Source organism: Nocardioides sp. Z24_21, from assembly GCF_058134345.1.
The window spans coordinates 504705-520384 of record NZ_JBYTTH010000001.1 but is presented as its reverse complement, the minus strand read 5'-3'; the positions used below and the strand labels follow the sequence as shown (position 1 = coordinate 520384).

General features: G+C 73.1%; 19 protein-coding genes. 11 read left to right on the top strand and 8 right to left on the bottom strand.

Translation table 11 applies throughout. The features are described 5' to 3' along the window. Positions 1 to 6 precede the first annotated feature (6 nt). A complete protein-coding gene (locus AC3X7Z_RS02530; protein ID WP_489974894.1) occupies positions 7 to 1032 on the bottom strand; it encodes a helix-turn-helix transcriptional regulator in 1026 nt (341 codons plus the stop codon). Between the two features lie 127 nt (positions 1033 to 1159). Between AC3X7Z_RS02530 and AC3X7Z_RS02525 the strand changes: the two genes are divergently transcribed. The 3 genes from AC3X7Z_RS02525 to AC3X7Z_RS02515 all read left to right on the top strand — a co-directional run bounded on the left by AC3X7Z_RS02525 (position 1160) and on the right by AC3X7Z_RS02515 (position 3133). Continuing rightward, positions 1160 to 1555: a RidA family protein gene (locus tag AC3X7Z_RS02525; RefSeq protein WP_186341219.1), complete on the top strand. Its 396-nt coding sequence runs from the start codon at positions 1160 to 1162 to the stop codon at positions 1553 to 1555. A 114-nt stretch (positions 1556 to 1669) separates the two neighbouring features. Beyond that, positions 1670 to 2344 carry a DUF6629 family protein gene (locus AC3X7Z_RS02520; RefSeq protein ID WP_186340695.1) on the top strand — a complete coding sequence of 225 codons (675 nt, stop codon included), beginning with the start codon at positions 1670 to 1672 and terminating at the stop codon, positions 2342 to 2344. A 126-nt stretch (positions 2345 to 2470) separates the two neighbouring features. Continuing rightward, entirely contained in the window at positions 2471 to 3133 is a 663-nt protein-coding gene (locus tag AC3X7Z_RS02515) for a fasciclin domain-containing protein (protein WP_186340696.1), read from the top strand. 125 nt (positions 3134 to 3258) lie between these two features. Here the strand turns inward: AC3X7Z_RS02515 and AC3X7Z_RS02510 are convergent, their stop codons facing one another. Beyond that, complete coding sequence (locus tag AC3X7Z_RS02510) at positions 3259 to 3708, bottom strand: MarR family winged helix-turn-helix transcriptional regulator (protein WP_489974893.1); 450 nt, start codon at positions 3706 to 3708, stop codon at positions 3259 to 3261. 41 nt (positions 3709 to 3749) lie between these two features. Here AC3X7Z_RS02510 and AC3X7Z_RS02505 point away from each other — a divergent pair, with 41 nt between their 5' ends. Continuing rightward, complete coding sequence (locus AC3X7Z_RS02505; protein WP_489974892.1) at positions 3750 to 4178, top strand: organic hydroperoxide resistance protein; 429 nt, start codon at positions 3750 to 3752, stop codon at positions 4176 to 4178. 23 nt (positions 4179 to 4201) lie between these two features. Here AC3X7Z_RS02505 and AC3X7Z_RS02500 read toward each other — a convergent pair whose 3' ends face one another. From AC3X7Z_RS02500 to AC3X7Z_RS02490, 3 genes are all read right to left on the bottom strand, one after another. Continuing rightward, positions 4202 to 4717, bottom strand: a complete 516-nt coding sequence (locus AC3X7Z_RS02500; protein WP_489974891.1) for a putative immunity protein — start codon at positions 4715 to 4717, stop codon at positions 4202 to 4204. Positions 4718 to 4731: 14 nt separating this feature from the next. Continuing rightward, a complete protein-coding gene (locus AC3X7Z_RS02495) occupies positions 4732 to 5427 on the bottom strand; it encodes an excalibur calcium-binding domain-containing protein (RefSeq protein ID WP_489974890.1) in 696 nt (231 codons plus the stop codon). A 165-nt stretch (positions 5428 to 5592) separates the two neighbouring features. Further along, a complete protein-coding gene (locus AC3X7Z_RS02490) occupies positions 5593 to 6216 on the bottom strand; it encodes an MSMEG_6728 family protein (RefSeq protein WP_489974889.1) in 624 nt (207 codons plus the stop codon). Between the two features lie 199 nt (positions 6217 to 6415). On the opposite strand from AC3X7Z_RS02490, the gene AC3X7Z_RS02485 reads away from it, so the two are divergent. After that, a complete protein-coding gene (locus AC3X7Z_RS02485; protein ID WP_186340700.1) occupies positions 6416 to 6829 on the top strand; it encodes an HIT family protein in 414 nt (137 codons plus the stop codon). A 17-nt stretch (positions 6830 to 6846) separates the two neighbouring features. Here the strand turns inward: AC3X7Z_RS02485 and AC3X7Z_RS02480 are convergent, their stop codons facing one another. Beyond that, entirely contained in the window at positions 6847 to 8259 is a 1413-nt protein-coding gene (locus AC3X7Z_RS02480) for an MFS transporter (protein WP_241005168.1), read from the bottom strand. A gap of 122 nt (positions 8260 to 8381) precedes the next feature. On the opposite strand from AC3X7Z_RS02480, the gene AC3X7Z_RS02475 reads away from it, so the two are divergent. Then, positions 8382 to 8792 carry a winged helix-turn-helix transcriptional regulator gene (locus tag AC3X7Z_RS02475; protein ID WP_241005167.1) on the top strand — a complete coding sequence of 137 codons (411 nt, stop codon included), beginning with the start codon at positions 8382 to 8384 and terminating at the stop codon, positions 8790 to 8792. 21 nt (positions 8793 to 8813) lie between these two features. Here AC3X7Z_RS02475 and AC3X7Z_RS02470 read toward each other — a convergent pair whose 3' ends face one another. Further along, the gene (locus AC3X7Z_RS02470; RefSeq protein ID WP_489974888.1) at positions 8814 to 9866 is read right to left on the bottom strand and encodes a phosphatase PAP2 family protein; all 1053 of its coding nucleotides are present in this window, start codon (positions 9864 to 9866) and stop codon (positions 8814 to 8816) included. A gap of 133 nt (positions 9867 to 9999) precedes the next feature. On the opposite strand from AC3X7Z_RS02470, the gene AC3X7Z_RS02465 reads away from it, so the two are divergent. From AC3X7Z_RS02465 to AC3X7Z_RS02455, 3 genes are all read left to right on the top strand, one after another. Next, positions 10000 to 10767 (top strand): SDR family NAD(P)-dependent oxidoreductase, encoded by a 768-nt coding sequence (locus tag AC3X7Z_RS02465; RefSeq protein WP_186340703.1) that lies wholly within the window; start codon positions 10000 to 10002, stop codon positions 10765 to 10767. 305 nt (positions 10768 to 11072) lie between these two features. Beyond that, positions 11073 to 11702, top strand: coding sequence for a C40 family peptidase (locus tag AC3X7Z_RS02460; protein WP_489974887.1), 630 nt, complete (start codon positions 11073 to 11075; stop codon positions 11700 to 11702). A 107-nt stretch (positions 11703 to 11809) separates the two neighbouring features. After that, on the top strand, positions 11810 to 12880 hold the full coding sequence (locus AC3X7Z_RS02455; protein ID WP_186340705.1) for a DUF3048 domain-containing protein: 1071 nt from the start codon (positions 11810 to 11812) through the stop codon (positions 12878 to 12880). On the opposite strand, the gene AC3X7Z_RS02450 is transcribed toward AC3X7Z_RS02455, so the two are convergent. Further along, the gene (locus AC3X7Z_RS02450) at positions 12864 to 13514 is read right to left on the bottom strand and encodes a TetR/AcrR family transcriptional regulator (protein WP_489974886.1); all 651 of its coding nucleotides are present in this window, start codon (positions 13512 to 13514) and stop codon (positions 12864 to 12866) included. The two genes, AC3X7Z_RS02455 and AC3X7Z_RS02450, sit on opposite strands and share 17 nt — an antisense overlap. Before the next feature lie 121 nt (positions 13515 to 13635). Between AC3X7Z_RS02450 and AC3X7Z_RS02445 the strand changes: the two genes are divergently transcribed. Together AC3X7Z_RS02445 and AC3X7Z_RS02440 are read left to right on the top strand one after the other, a co-directional pair. After that, positions 13636 to 14190 (top strand): YqgE/AlgH family protein, encoded by a 555-nt coding sequence (locus AC3X7Z_RS02445; RefSeq protein ID WP_186340707.1) that lies wholly within the window; start codon positions 13636 to 13638, stop codon positions 14188 to 14190. 128 nt (positions 14191 to 14318) lie between these two features. Further along, positions 14319 to 15680 carry a WD40 repeat domain-containing protein gene (locus AC3X7Z_RS02440; RefSeq protein WP_489974885.1) on the top strand — a complete coding sequence of 454 codons (1362 nt, stop codon included), beginning with the start codon at positions 14319 to 14321 and terminating at the stop codon, positions 15678 to 15680.

Below are 15680 nucleotides of genomic sequence, written 5' to 3'. Positions count from 1 at the left end.
TCGACCTCACGCCCGGACTGGGCGGGCAGGGATGGACTGGCCTTGGAACGGGTCGGGCTCAGCCGTGTCCCGGTAGCGGTTGGCGACTGCGTCTGCCCGAGCGTGCAGGGAGACGCGCAGCTCACGCGGGGCGATCGCTTCAGCGTTGATACCGAGCTGCCACAGCGCCCACTCTGCGTGCCAGAGATCTTGGAAGGTGACTTCGAGCCGCAGCCAGCCGTCTGGTTCGGCCTCCTCGACGCGAACCGCTTCGGCCATGTCGAGGAGGTCATCCCGCCGCGCCGCGCTCACCCGTACCTGGACGGGGACGTGACCCTCGGACAGGAACTCCGCGCACCGCTGTGCCCAGACGTGCTCGAGGTCGACCTGCTCGGGTCGCTGAGCCGGTTCGGCAAGCTCTTCGGCGACGCGGATGCGCGATAGTCGAAGGGTCCGGTCGGTGCCGGACTCGGTGACCAGGAGGTAGCCCGTGTCTCGCACGGTGACCAGGCCGATCGGGTCCACTGTGCGCCACTGGGGTGTCTGGCCTCGCGAGGCGTAGTGGATCCGCAACCTGCGGCCGGCGAGGACCGCGCGTCGCACCACCGTCAACGTGGCGTCGGGCAGCGCGTCTCGGCTCAGGCGACGGGAAAGGAGGTCGGTCTCGGGGTTGACCAGGAATCGCTGTGCCGCGTTGCTCGCGGCGACCTGATGGCTTTCGGGCAGCGCGTCAACGATCTTCCGCATCGCTGAGGCGAGAGCCGTTCGGAGTCCCAGAATCTGCTCGCCTGAACCCGAGTCCGCGGTGGTGAGCAGCGCGAGCGCTTCCTCGTGGTTGAGGCCCGTGAGCTCGGTGCGGAACCCCGGCAGCAGCGAGTAGCCACCGTGCCTGCCGCGTTCGGCATAGACGGGGACGCCAGCCGCAGAAAGGGCTTCGATGTCGCGCATGACGGTGCGCGTGGAGACCTCGAGCTCCTTGGCCAAGGCAGTCGCGGTCAGCTGGCCGCGCTGACGCAGCAGAAGGACCAAGGACACCAGCCGATCAGCGCGCACCACGAAGACGCTACCGAATACCTGACACAAGGTGTCGTGATTCAGCGTCAGGGTGGTGACGCGGGGCCGACCGCGGCCCGCGAACGGGGGAGACTCCGGAGGCAATCTGATGGGAGCTGATGTGGCGATCGAACGAGTGGCCGTCAACCCCGTGGGGTGGTCGGTGGAGATGGGGTTCAACCAGGGCGAAGTGGTCACCGGCCACACCCGGACGTTGTACTGCTCTGGGCAGACCGCGATGGGGGCCGACGGAACTCCCCGTCATGAGGGAGACATGGCAGCACAGGTGAGGTTGAGCCTGGACAACCTGGAGGCGGTGCTCGCCGCGGCCGGCATGACGCTGGCCGATCTCGTGCGGCTCAACGTCTACACGACCGACGTCGACCTGCTCTTCGAGCACTACGGGGTGCTGGCGTCGCGGCTGGGAGCAGCCCAGGTGGCGCCGACCACCACGATGCTCGGCGTGGCTCGGCTGGCGATCCCCGGGCAGATGATCGAACTGGAAGGGACGGCAGTCGCCTGAGCGGCTGTCGCTGCTGCCGCACCGAGCCCCGCCCGGCCTGGCCTCCTGCCCGCGCCATCCGGCATGGGCACTGTGGCCCGTCCGCAGACCGGCCGGCCGCGTTACCGTCCACGGGTGTGTTTCTCGGTGGGCGCCGATCTGACGGCGGGCGTGGTCCTCCTCCCCGTCGGTGTGTTCTGCCTGAGCGAGGTGCGCACGCTGCGTGAGGTGCCGTTCGCCTCGCTGCCGCTGCTCTTCGCGCTCCACCAGCTGACCGAGGCCCTCGTCTGGCACAGCGCGTCCGACATCTTCTCGCCCGGGGTCCAGCACGCCGCAGCGATGGCCTACGTCCTCTTCGCGTTCCCAGTGCTTCCGATCCTGGTGCCACTCGCGGTGCTGCTCCTCGAGCCGAAGGGGCGCCGCCGGCGGGTGACCCCGTTCGTCGCGCTCGGCGCGGTGGTCGCGGCCTACCTGCTCTGGGCGGTGCTCAGCGGCCCGCTCGAGGTCCGGGAGGAGCCGCACGCGCTGGTCTACGACGTCGGCCTGACCTTCGGGCCGATGTGGGCCGTGCTCTACGTCGTCGCGGTGATCGGTCCGTCGGTGCTCTCGGGCTACCCCTCCATCGTCGCCTTCGGGCTGCTCAACCTCGTCGGGCTCACGGTTGTCGCCATCGTCTACGTCCAGGCGTTCGCGTCGCTGTGGTGCGTGTACGCCGCGCTGACGTCCGCGCTGATCACCGTGCACATGGTGCTGCGCCGCCGGCTGTCCGACCTCCACCGCCTCGAGGGTCAGGCACTGGCGCCCGCCTGAGGCGGCGCCGACGCGGGGGAGAGGGAAATTCCTCGGATCCGGCCGGTCGCCGGTGCATCCAGTGGGCGGTGTGGTGCGGAGAAGGAGGTGACCGCAGATCGCGGTCACCCACGAGAGGACATGCCAATGAACGTGTTCCGCCGCACCACCGCAACTCTCGCTCTCGCCCTCACCACGGCACTGGTCGCCCCAGCTGCCGCCCACGCTGCCGGCTCCGGATCGGGGGGCGCCGGCGCCACGGGGACGAACAGCCTGGCCTCGGTGCTCACCGCCGACGGCAACCAGTTCGACCGCGACTGGTACGACTACGACATCGTCACCGAGGCGGTGCTGGCCGTCATCGCCGCCGACTCCGACGCCAACAGCCCGGTGCGCCTGCTCGCCGACGGGTCGGTGGCGCTGACCGCGTTCCTCCCCAACGACCGCGCGTTCCAGGTGCTCGTCAAGGACCTGACCGGGCGGTGGGTGCGCTCGGAGGCGGACGTGTTCGCCGCAGTCGCGAGCCTGGGCATCGACACGGTCGAGAACGTCCTGCTCTACCACGTCGTCCCGGGCGCCACCATCACGGCCCGCGACGCGCTCCGGTCGAACGGCGCCCAGCTGACCACGGCGCTCGGGCCCACGATCGGCGTCAAGGTGCCCTCGCGGTTCCTGCCGATCATCATCCTTCGGGACCAGGACCCCAACGACGTCGACCCGATCGTCAACCCGCTCGCTCTCGACATCAATCGGGGCAACGCGCAGATCGCCCACGGCATCACCTTCGTCCTGCGCCCGGCCGACCTGTGATGTGACAGGCCAGGCGTAGTCGAGCACGAGGGCCTCCGGCGGGACGGGTCTCCCCCACCCCATCGCCGGAGGACCTCGTCGCTACGCCTCGGACGGCGCCGGTCCGGTGCGCGGTGGCAGCCGGCCTACTTCGGGGCGCCGGCCTCGAGCTCGCCCAGCAGTCGGTCGAGCAGGCCGCGAAGCGTACGGGCCTCGTCCTCGCTCAGGTCGATGCCCTCCACCAGCCCTGCCGGCACGCCGGCCACGTCGGCGCGGAGGGCCAGACCGCGCTCGGTGGGGGCGACCAGCACCCGCCGCTCGTCGGCGCGGTCGCGGGTGCGGGTGACCAGGCCGGCCTGCTCCATCCGCTTGAGCAGCGGCGTCAGGGTGCCCGAGTCGAGGTGGACCCGGCCGCCCAGCTCGCCGACCGTCAGCGGACCGTCGGCGTCCCAGAGCGCGAGCAGGCAGAGGTACTGCGGGTAGGTCAAACCGACGCCCGCCAGCAGCTCGCCGTAGCGCCGGGTGAGGGCCCGCGACGTCGCGTAGAGCGGCAGGCAGATCTGCTCGTCGAGCGCGAGCTGCGGGTAGTCGTCCACGACGTCGATGATACTGGTTGTGCAATTGAATTGTGTGCAATATGATCGAGCACATGGAAACTGTCTACACCGCAAGCGCCGTCGCCACGGGCGAGGGCCGCAACGGCCACGTCGAGTCCACCGACGGCCTGCTCGCCGTCGACGTCCGCATCCCGAAGGAGATGGGAGGCCCCGGCGGGGCGACCAACCCCGAGCAGCTGTTCGCGGCCGGCTACGCCGCGTGCTTCCACTCCGCGCTCCACGCCGTGGCCCGGAGCTCGGACGCGGACGTGTCGGAGTCCGAGGTCGTGGCCGACGTCTCGATCGGCGACAACGGCAAGGGCGGGTTCGGCCTGGCCGTCGCCCTCGAGGTCACCCTTCCCCGTGTCGAGCGCTCGCTCGCCGAGGAGCTGGTCGAGAAGGCGCACCAGGTGTGCCCCTACTCCAACGCCACCCGCGGCAACATCGAGGTCCGGCTCACCGTCGCCTGACGGAGCGAGCGGCCGGCGTCGGGCTAGACGTCGAAGACGTTCCAGCAGATCGGGTTGCGACGTCGTTGGTCCTCGAGCACCAGCTCGCGGACCTCGCGGGGGAGCCGGGCGTGCTGCCACCGACACTCGGCCGCACGCGCGGCCGCCTGGCGCTCGGTCCCCGCGGCGGCCATGGCCGCCCTGATGGCGTAGGCCGCGGCGCCGAGGTCGTGCTCGGGCACGTGCGCGACCACCGCGGCCTGCCCGGCGGCGTACGCAGCGAAGCGCGGCGCACCCGCGAGATCGCGAGCGGCTCCCATCGCGTGGCCGCCCGCGGCCCGCGTGCGCATCATCGGCAGCTCTCCCCGGACCCACGCGCGGACGGCCTCGATCGCCTCCCGCGGCCGGGGGTCGTCCCCCCGAGCCTGTTCGAAAAGCGCCAGCACGTGCTCCGCGCACGCGGCGGCCCAGAGGGCGAGCCGGTGATGGTCCTCGTCGCGCAAGGTCCCTCCGCGCCGGATCGTCACCAGGCGCGGGTCACGGACCTGCGGCAGGATCACGGGCCGACGCTACGTCACCAGCAGGACGCCCAGGCGCCGCGGGCGTGGGTGCGGGCGTGGTCGATCGCGCGGACGTACTCCCGGTGCCGCGCCACCGGCTTGCCGCCGAACACGTACGGCCGGGTGTGGCCGTCCCACGCTTGGCGGAACGACAGGTCGCCGTAGCCGCCCTGGCGGCCGACGTAGCGCAGCAGCCGGCCGTAGCGGTCCTTCGCCGCCTGGGTGCGGTCGGAGACGAGGGTGACCGTCGAGCCGACCGGCGCGAGCCGGCGCAGGTTGGCGGTCGCGGCGTCCGCGCCGCACCGGCCGCGCTCGGGGGTGTCGATGCCGAGCATGCGCACCGAGACGTGGGCACCGCTGCGCAGCCGCACGCGCAGCGTGTCGCCGTCGGTGATGCGTACGACGTCGCCCGTCTCGCGGTACGTCCGCGGGCCTTGCTGCTGGCTGGTGCCGGCGTGCTGCTGCGGCGAGGTCGTGCCCCGCCCGATGCACGGGCACGGATTGGACTCGCACGCGACGCCGTCGCCGTCGTCGTCGAGGCGGTGCGGGTCGCCCGCGCCGGCTCCGAGGAAGAAGTGTTGAGCGGCGGCCTGGCTGGCGAAGTCGCCGCAGTCGCGGTCGACGACGGCGGACGCTGGCGCCGGCGCGGTGGCGCTCAGGCCGAGCGCCACCACGGCCAGCGCGAGCGCGCGGACGATCGTGTCGAGCATGGTCCCCCCACGGGATCGGGTGTCGAGGCGGCGCATCCTGACCGCCGGATGGGGTCGAGTCGGCGCATCCTGACCGCCGGATGGGGTCGAGTCGGCGCATCCTGTGCCTAGACGCGCCGACTCGACGGGCTGGGCGCGTCAAGACGCGCCGACTCGACCGCTTGGTCAGCCGGCGTCCTCGGTGGAGGCTTGTCGCCGCGTGCGCCAGCCCTTCTTCGCGGCCCGACTGCGGCGCCGGCGGGCCCGTTCGGCCTCCTCCACGAGTCGTTCGGCCGCCCGCTGCTCGCGCCGCGCGGCGGTCTCTTCCCGGCGGCGCTCGGCCTCGAGCACGGCGGGGGAGCGGACCGGCCAGACGTAGGGCAGGTCGTCGGGGACGCCGGGAAACCGCTCGCGGTAGAGGTCAGGATCCTTGCGCACCAGCGCCGAGCGGTGGCTCAGGTGGAGAGCCGGGTCGCCCAGCCACGCCGGGAGTGCGCCGGCCGCGGCGAGCTCGGGCTGCGTACGCACGCTCGTGATCCCGGCCTCGGCCAGGTCGGCGGCGATCGTCGCCGCGCACGTGTCGCCGAAGCCGAGCTCGAGCCACACCTCGCAGCAGGTGAGGCCGTAGCGCCCGAGCGCCTCCTCGTGGCCCTTCCACATCAGCGTCGCCGGGTGGTTGGCCCAGCCGTAGCCCGGCACGGTCAGCGCCCGCACCACCTGGATGGTCTCCACCCGTTGCTTGCCCAGCCGCTTCTGGTCCAGCGCCCGCGCCGACGCCTCGAAGTCGGGGTAGGGGAGGAAGGTCTGCACCCGTTCGAGGCTAGGTGGCGCTCCGGGGGCCACGCCCCACCCCGACGGCCGGTCGGGGATTCCTCGGAACGTCCTCGAGCCGCCTGCCGTCCCGGCCGCATCTCGGGTCAGGACGGGCCGACTCGACGGGCTGGGCGGGTCAGGACGCGCCGACTCGACGGGCTGGGCGGGTCAGGACGCGTCTGGCAGCATCCGCGGGGTGGACGGATGCGTGTTCTGCCAGATCATCGCCGGCGAGCTGCCCGGGCACCTGGTGCTGGAGACCGACGACCTGGTCGCCTTCCTGGACACCCGGCCGGTGTTCAAGGGCCACGTGCTGCTCGTGCCGCGTGCCCACCTCGAGACGCTGCCCGACCTGCCGGCCGACCAGCGCGACGGGTTCCTGGCCGCGGCCCAGCGGCTCGCGACCGCGGTGGTGGACGCCCTCGGTGCGCAGGGGTCGTTCGTCGCGATCAACAACACGGTCAGCCAGTCGGTGCCGCACCTGCACCTGCACGTGGTGCCGCGGACCAAGGGCGACGGGCTGCGCGGCTTCTTCTGGCCGCGCACGAAGTACGCCGAGGGCGAGGCGGCGGCGTACGCCGAGCGGTTGCGGGCTGCCCTCGACTCCTAGCCGGACGGGCCGCCACCTCACCCCGGCGACGTCGTACGCTCCCGACGCCGCACCACCGCCAGCACGCCGACGACCGCGGCTGCGACCGCGGCCAGCGTCGGCACGACGAGCGCCCGCTGGTAGTCGCCGAGGGCGGCCCCGTCGGCGTGGCCTGCGCCCAGCGCGACCGTGACGCCCGCCAGGCCGAGCGCCCCGCCGAACTGGAACGCGGTATAGACGACGCCACCGGCGGAGCCCTGCTCGGCCTCCGGCACCCCCTCGGCGGCCAGCGAGGTCAGCGGTCCGTAGACCAGGGCGAACGCCGCGGCGACCAGCAGCAGGCTCGGCAGGAAGTCCACGTAGGACCAGTCGTTCCCGAGCCCGAGCAGGCGGCCGAACGCGACGGCGGCCGCGACGAGGCCGGCGGTCATCACCCGGGCGGCGCCGAAGCGGCGGACCAGCGACGGCGTCAGCAGCGGCGCGGCCACCAGGTCCAGGCCCATGATCGCGAAGGTGAGACCCGCCTCGAGCGGGCTCCAGCCCCGCAGGTCCTGGAGGTAGAGCGTGACGGCGAACTGGAAGCCGAAGAAGGCGCCCATGAAGAGCAGGCCGGCGAGGCTCGCGTGCAGGAGGAGGCCCTCGCGCAGCATCCCCAGGCGGAGCAGTGGCGAGGAGTGGCGGGACTCGATCGCGACGAAGGCCCCGAGGAGCACCACCGCCGCGCCGACGACGAGGACCGCGGCGCCGAGCGCGCCGCCCTCGCCGACGGTGATCACCGCGTAGACGACAGCCACCATCCCGGCGGTCGCGGTAAGGGCCCCCGCCACGTCGAAGCCTCCGGGTGGGCCGTCGTGCTCGTCGGGCCGGATCAGCCTCGCGCCGGCGACCAGCAGGACCAGGCCGAGGACGGCCGGGCCGAAGAAGACCAGCCGCCAGCTCGCCGACGCCAGTACGCCGCCCGCGACCGTGCCGAGCACGAAACCCGCCGCCCCGACCGAGCCGTAGACGACCAGCGCTCGGTCGCGCAGCGGCCCCTCCGGGAAGGTGGTGACGACGATGCCGAACCCGGCGGGCGTCAGGAAACCGGCGGACACACCGGTCGCGAACCGAGCCAGGACCAGCACCCAGTCCGCCGTCGCCAGGCCCCCGAGCACCGAGAAGGCGACGAAGATGACCAGCGCGAGCAGGAACACGCGGCGCCGGCCGGCGAGGTCGGCGGTCCGTCCGCCGAGCAGCATGAACCCGGCGTAGCCGAGCACGTAGGCGCTGATCACCCAGTGCGCCGTTCCGGCGGTCAGCCCGACGTCGGCCGCGATGACCGGCACCGCAACGTTCAGCATGGCGATGTCGATGCCCTCGAGGAACAGTGCCCCGCAGACGACCATCAGCAGGCCCCAGGACCGGAGCGTGCTCGCTCGGTCGGCCCCCGTCTCCATGGCCCGGTCGGTCACGATGCCTCCAGTTCCGATTCGTGTCTCGGTTACCACTTGTAACCATGTCTCATCGTGAGGACGATGGACTGATGACGGAAGTAGGCACTTCGAAGTCACCTAGTTCCCGTGAGGTGACCACGGTGGACGAGGCCGCCGAGTGCGGCTGCCCGGACGCCTTCCAGTGGGACGTGCGCGAGGGATGCGAGGTGCGGCAGATCCTCGACCGGATCGCCGACAAGTGGTCGCTGCTCGTGATCGCGCTGCTGGAGCGGCGCACGATGCGCTTCAACGAGTTGCGCAGGGAGATCGACGGGATCAGCCAGCGCATGCTGACCGTCACGCTGCGCCACCTCGAGCGCGACGGGCTCGTCGGGCGCACCGTGCACCCGGAGGTGCCGCCCCGCGTCGAGTACCGGCTGACCGCGCTGGGGTGCACGCTGCTCGAGATCATCCAGTCCCTGGTGCACTGGACCGAGCTGCATCAGCACCAGATCGCCCACGCCCGAGAGAAGTTCGACGAGCGCACCGCTCGCGAGGGGCGGTCCGCCTAGTCTGCGGGACGCTCTCCGCGCCTAGGAGGCCATCGCCTCGTCGGCGCGGTCGCGGGCCGAGGCGCGCGACCACGGCCGCTCCCGCCGACGCAGCGGGTGGCCGGTCACCCAGGCCGCGAGCACCAGCGCGAGCGTGCCGACCAGCGCCCCGCCGATCACGTCGACGAAGAAGTGCCACCCGAGGTAGACCGTGGACAGGCAGGTGAGCCCGGCGAAGACCCACCCGGCCACCCGCACCGGGCGCGGCAGCCGCAACAGCTCCATCACCAGGCAGGTGGTCACCGTGATGGCCACGTGCAGGGACGCGAACGCCGCCACCGTCTGCACGGCGCGGGTGTCCCAGGCTCCGGCCAGCACGGCGACGCGGTCGCTGAGCAGCAGGTCCTGCACGTCGGTGTTGAAGGTGTGAGGCAGGTCGGCGAACTGCTGGGGCCGCGAGTAGACCGGGCCGAGCGAGGGGGCCAGGTAGTAGACCGCCACGCCGAGCATCCAGTTGAACGACACCGCCGTGACGTAGAGCGCGCCCGCGGCCGAGCGCCGGGTCCACACCAGCGCGATCGCCAGCGCCGCCGGCACCAGCCCGATCCACAGCACGTAGACGCCGGACAGCACCCACGCCGCCCACCCGGTGCCGAGCACGTCGTGCAGCACGCCGGCGGGGTCGTGACCCAGCCAGAGCAGCCGGTCGAGGCGCGCCAGCTCGGTGTCCCACAGCCGGTCGTCGACGAAGGGGAGATAGCCCTTGAGGTTGCGGAAGGCGACGTAGGAGACGTACCAGGCCGCGAGGCCGCTCACCGTGAACCACACCTGGTCGCGGGTCCAGCGGTCGCGGAGCACGGTGCGCAGGGCCGTCCACGCCCCCGGGCGGGGCGTGGCCCGCGCACCGGCCACCCACCGCGGCACCGCGTCGAGCAGCACGGCGAGGAGCACGATGAGCGGCAGCCGCACCCACGTCGGGACCGAGACGCCGTCGGGGTCGCGCACCGGCAGGTCGTGGGTGGCGGCGACCGCCCACGTGGCGACCGCCATCGCGGCCGCGACGCCCATCGCGCCGCGGAAGTCGCCCCGTGCCATGGCTGGCAGGCTAGGGCACCGGACGACGGCGCGCGAGCGAGATGCACCGGATCTCCCCACCGCGGGGGAGCCCCGCCCCGGCCCACGCACTACCCTCACGACAGACAGCCGCCCAGTCCTGAGGAGTCACGAGATGGGTCGATTCGACCGCCGCGTAGCCGTCATCACCGGAGCCGCCCGAGGCATCGGGTTCGGCATCGCGCAGCGCCTGGCGAGCGAGGGCGCCTCGATCGCGATCCTCGACCTCGACGAGTCCGCCGCCCAGGAGGCCGCCGGCCGCCTCGACCTCGCCGAGGGTGCGCGCGCCGTCGGCATCGGCTGCGACGTCGTCGACTCGGCCGCCGCCGAGGCCGCCGTGCAGCGGGTCGTCGACGAGCTCGGCGGCATCCACGTGCTGGTCAACAACGCCGGCGTCACCCGCGACAACCTGCTCTTCAAGATGACCGAGGACGACTGGGACATCGTGATGAACGTCCACCTCAAGGGCGTCTTCAACATGACCAAGGCCGCTCAGTCGCGGTTCGTGGAGCAGAAGTACGGCAAGATCCTCAACCTCTCCAGCGTCTCGGCGCTGGGCAACCGCGGCCAGGCCAACTACTCGGCCGCCAAGATGGGCATCCAGGGCCTCACCCGCACGCTGGGCATCGAGCTCGGCCCCTTCGGCATCACCGCCAACGCCATCGCACCGGGATTCATCGTCACCGAGATGACCGACGCCACCGCCCGCCGGCTCAAGATGGAGCCCGAGGAGCTGCAGCGGCTCAACGCCGAGGCCACCCCGGTGCGGCGCGTGGGCCAGCCCGAGGACATCGCCGCGGCCGCGGCGTTCCTCTGCAGCGACGAGGCGTCGTTCATCACCGGTCAGACGTTGTACGTCGACGGGGGCCGCAAGCTGGGCTGAGCCCCTCCTCCGCGTGAGATCGGCCACGATCCCTGCCTCAGGGGTCGTGGCCGGTTTGGATCTGCCCGGTCGTCCTGTCACGTTGGAGGAGGTCGAGAGACCCAACCGTCCCGGAGTACGCCGAGTCCTGCCCGGCCGGGACGACACCCCCGACAGCACCAGGGCAGGAGTGGGGGACCCACAGGTTCCAGCGCCGGTCGTCGACCGGCTCGGGGCGAAGCCACCGGACTCCCTCGGAGGACGGGGCGGGGCACCTTCCTGCCCTAGCCCGACAGCTCACCTCACAGGCGTGGAAAGGAACAACCATGCCTACGACCACTCGTGTGGCGCGAGCCTGCGCGCTCGCCCTCGCCGGGCTCGGCCTCGCCGGATCGACGATGAGCGCCCTGCCCGCCACGGCCGCCCCGGGCGCCGGCCAGTCCGACCGCACCACCAGCACGCGCACCACCAGCGACGACATGAACCGGAGTCCCCAGGACCGGAGCTCCGACCGGAGCGCCAAGCGGACCACCCCGCGCAAGCACGCGCGCACGTCGGCGCGCCTCAGCGCCAAGCGCCGCGTCGACAGCCGGGTGCTGGCCGCCCGCAACATCGCCATGCGCCAGCGCGGTGACGCCTACGCGTACGGCGCCGCCGGGCCGGACCGCTTCGACTGCTCCGGGCTGATCCGCTACAGCTACAGCCGTGCCGGCTTCGCCGTGCCCCGCACCTCGCGCGCCCAGGCGGCCCACGCCCGCCGCATCGCGAAGGGCAGCATGCGCTCCGGCGACCTGATGTTCTTCTACGGCGGCGGCGGGGTCTACCACGCCGCGATCTTCCTCCGCTGGGTCGGCGGGAAGGCCCAGATGCTGCACGCCCCCGGCACCGGCCAGCGGGTCCGGGTCGCCACGGCCTGGACGCCGAGCTGGTTCGGCGGCACCCTGCGACGCGCCTGAGCGGGCCGCCACCCGGGCGACAGGCTCGGATTGGTAGGCAGTTCCTGCTGATCTACCCTGTGGCGCGCCTTCCCCGATCAGGGAGGGCGCGCCTCCAGACTTTCCAGATGCCCCCGCGGGCCCAGGCCCGGCACCCCCGTTCGATCGGAGTCACCGTGCGTCACCGTCGTCCCACCTCGTCCTTCCGGGCCGTCGTCGCCACGCTCGCAGCGAGCGTGCTGGTCCTCACCGCGTGCAGCGGCGGCGACGACGAGCCGACGAGCGGATCGGCCTCGGCCGAGCCGAGCCCGTCGGAGACCACCGAGGCCCCGCCGGAGCCGAGCTACTGGCCCCTCACCGGCCTGGAGCGCAAGGGCGACGCGCCCAAGCACCCGGTCCTCGTCACCAAGGTCGACAACACGTCCTCGAGCGCCCCGCAGGTCGGGCTCGGCTCCGCCGACCTGGTCGTCGAGGAGCTCGTCGAGGGCGGCTACACCCGGCTGGCGGCGTTCTACTACTCCCAGGTGCCCGGCTCCATCGGACCGGTGCGCTCGATGCGCGCGAGCGACATCGGGATCGTGCCCGAGGGCGCCACCGTGGTGACCAGCGGTGCCGCAGCCGTCACCATCAAGCGCATCAACGGTGCCGGGATCCCGTGGATCACCGAGGGCGACGCCGGGGTCTACCGGGACACCTCCCGCTCGGCCCCCTACAACCTCTTCGCCCGGCTGGGCGAGATCGCCAAGCGCGTCAAGGCCGACGAGGAGCCGCCGCCCTACCTGCCGTGGGGCGACGCGGCCGACCTGCCGAAGGGCGCCAAGGCCCGCACGCTGACCGCCGACTTCGGCGCCCACTCGACCAGCTGGCAGTTCCAGCGCGGCCGCTACGTCAACACCGACTCCTACGCCGCCGAGGGCGACCACTTCCCGGCCGAGTCCGTGCTCGTGCTGCGGGTGGAGGTCGGCGACGCCGGCTACCGCGACCCCGCGGGCTACCCGGTGCCCGAGACCAAGCTCGAGGGCAAGGGCACCGCGCTGCTCTTCCACGGCGGCCGCGTGGTGAAGGGCACCTGGCGCAAGGACGGCCTCAACGGCGCGATCGAGCTCTCCACCAAGCGGGGCGACCTCACGGTGCCCGCCGGTCGCGTGTGGATCGAGCTGGTGCCGGCCGTCAACGGCGAGGTCACCTTCGCCAAGTAGCGCCGCGGTCGGTTGCCCCGTCCCCACCGGCGGTGTCCTCCAGCAGGCGCCGCAGGCCCGTGACGATGGCGCCGATCGCCGCCTCCGCTCGGACCGCCGCGGCCGCGGGGTCCTCGCTCATGGCCACCGAGCCGCCGGCGGCCGACACCGCGCCGAAGACGACCCTGGCGGACGTGTCGAGCAGCGCGTCGTCGGGGGACCGGTCGGGGCCCGTGAGCGCCGAGCGGACGAGCTCGGCGACGACGGCGTAGGTCGACCGCTCGTGCTCGCGGTGGCGCGCGGGGCCGAGCACCGAGGGGCCGTCGGAGACGACGATCTGGCGGTAGTCGGGCTCCTGCGCGACCCGGAGGAACGCCCGCAGACCGGCCTGTCCCTGCTCCCACGGGTCGGCGTGCTGCGCGCTGGCGTGGACGATCGTGGCGCTCGCGCGGGCCTGCACGAGCTCGAGGGCGGCTTCGAAGACGGCCTGCTTGCCGCTGAAGTGGTGGTAGAGCGCGCCCTTGGTGAGCTGGGCGGCCTCGGCGATCGCCTCCAGCGAGGCGGCCGGGTAGCCGTGGACGGTGAACAGCTCCCGCGCCGCGTCGACGAGCGCCTGCCTCGTGGCGTCGGAGGAGCGCGGCCGGCGGGTCTCCATGGCTCGCAGCCTAGGTGACCCGTGCCCCCGTGGGGGTGTGCCCGAGGCACCCTCACGAATCGTCGGGAGCCCTTCCGGGGGATGATGTGCGGCCGGGAGGGCGCGGTCCATAGTGGAAGCCATGCAGCCCGCATCGGGAATGCTCCTGGTCGCCACGCCGGCGCTGCAGGACCCCAACTTCGCCGACACCGTGGTCCTCCTGCTCGACGTCACGGAGGAGGGTGCCCTCGGCGTGGTGCTCAACCGGCCCTCCCAGGTGCCCGTCGCCGACGTCCTCGAGCCGTGGCGCGACGTCGTGGTCGAGCCCGAGGTGCTGTTCCGCGGCGGGCCGGTCGGCACGGACGGCGCCCTCGCTGTCGCAGCGCTGCGCGATCCGCAGGACCCGCCGGTGGGCTGGCGCCCGGTGGCCGGCCTGCTCGGCATGGTCGACCTCGACACCCCGACCGAGCTGGTCGACGGCGCGCTGACCGGGATGCGCGTCTTCGCCGGCTACGCCGGGTGGGGCGTCGGACAGCTCGAGGGGGAGGTCGAGGAGGGCAGCTGGTACGTCGTCACCAGTGAGACGGCCGACGCGTTCCGCGACGACCCGAGCGAGCTCCGTCGCGAGGTCATGCGCCGCCAGCCCGGGACGCTGGCCTGGCACGTCAACCGGCCCGTCGACCCCGACCTCAACTGATCCGCTCGTCGCGCAACCGGAAGCACCGGGCGCGCGTCTCCCCCCACATGACGACGACCACGGGGGCAGCGCGGGGCGGGGCACGACGCGGGGCACGAGGCGGGTTCAGCGGTGGGTTCCGCGGTGGGGTGGCCGCCCTGGCGGCTGCGGCGGCGTGGGGCCTGGTGGCCGTGCCGCCCGGGGGCGCGGTCGGTGCGGCCGGTGCGCCACCCGTCGCCCCCGCGGTGCGGACCGCCGGCACGGCTGCTGAGCAGCCCGCCCGCAACCGGGTCGTCGACACCGTGCTGCGGGGGGAGCGCTACGACTACCAGCGCAAGAACTGGCGCGTGCAGGACGCGGACCGCCTGCCGCGGTGGCTGCGGCTGCGCGGGGGTCGCCTCACCGGCACGGCGCCGCGGCTGGGGACCTGGCGGATCGGCCTCGTCGAGCGCGGGGTGCGCACGCAGCGGGGCGAGACGCGGCGCACGACGCTCGTCCTGAAGGCCGTGACGCCGCGCGCCGCCCCCGGAACGGTCCTGGTGACGCGCGGCCTGGACGGCCGTCCGGCCAACGGGTGGAGCGGCGACGTCACCGTGTCGGGCGACGGCGGGACCGTGGTGTTCTCCTCCGCCGCCACCAACCTCGTCGCGGGCACCCGCCGCGGCGTCGAGCGGCTCTACGTCTGGGAGGCGTCGTCCCGGCGGGTGTCGCTCCTCCACCCGGACGCCTGGACAAGGGTCGAGGGGCTGAGCCACGACGGCCGGCGCGTGCTGCTCGACCTCGATCCCGGGCTCGTCCTCCTCGACCGCACCGACGGATCGCTGACCGAGGTCGCCCCACGCGCGTCCGGGGCGGCGCTGACCGCGGACGGCGCCCGGGTGGTCTACCGGGACCGCTACCCGGTGATGAACGTGCCCGCGCCCCAGCTGCTGGAGTGGACCGCCGCCACGGGCACGACCCGGACCGTCGTGCCCGACCTCGGGTCGCAGGTGTTCGCCGGGATGTCGGACGACGCCCGCCACGTCGTCCTCGTCGACGCCGACCGCAGCCGGATGCTCGACACGACCGACGGCTCCGTGCGCGACCTCGGCCGCCTCGGCGTCGAGTCCGGCAGCACGCGCCGGGTGGCGGTGTCGAACGACGGGCGGCTGGTGTCGGTGACGGGGGCGGGCATCCCCGCCTGCTGCGGCGACGGCGGGCGTCCGGTGGGCGGCGTCCACGACACCCTCCTCGGGTCGTCGCTGGGGCCGTCGCGTGACAACCTCGGCGCCGCCGTCACCGCCGACGGTGCCCACTACACGGTGGCCACGTCACGACGTCCGCTGCGCCTGGTCGCGACCGCCACGGGCGAGCGCTCCGCGGCCTTCGTGGGGCGGCCCGCCGGCACGCAGGAGAGCGTCTCGCTGAGTGACGACGCCTCGCGGGTGGCGTACGCCAGCGACGCCCACGACGTGCTGCGCGGCACCCGGCGCGGCGTCGCCAACGTCTTCATCTGGGTGCGTGGGCGTTAG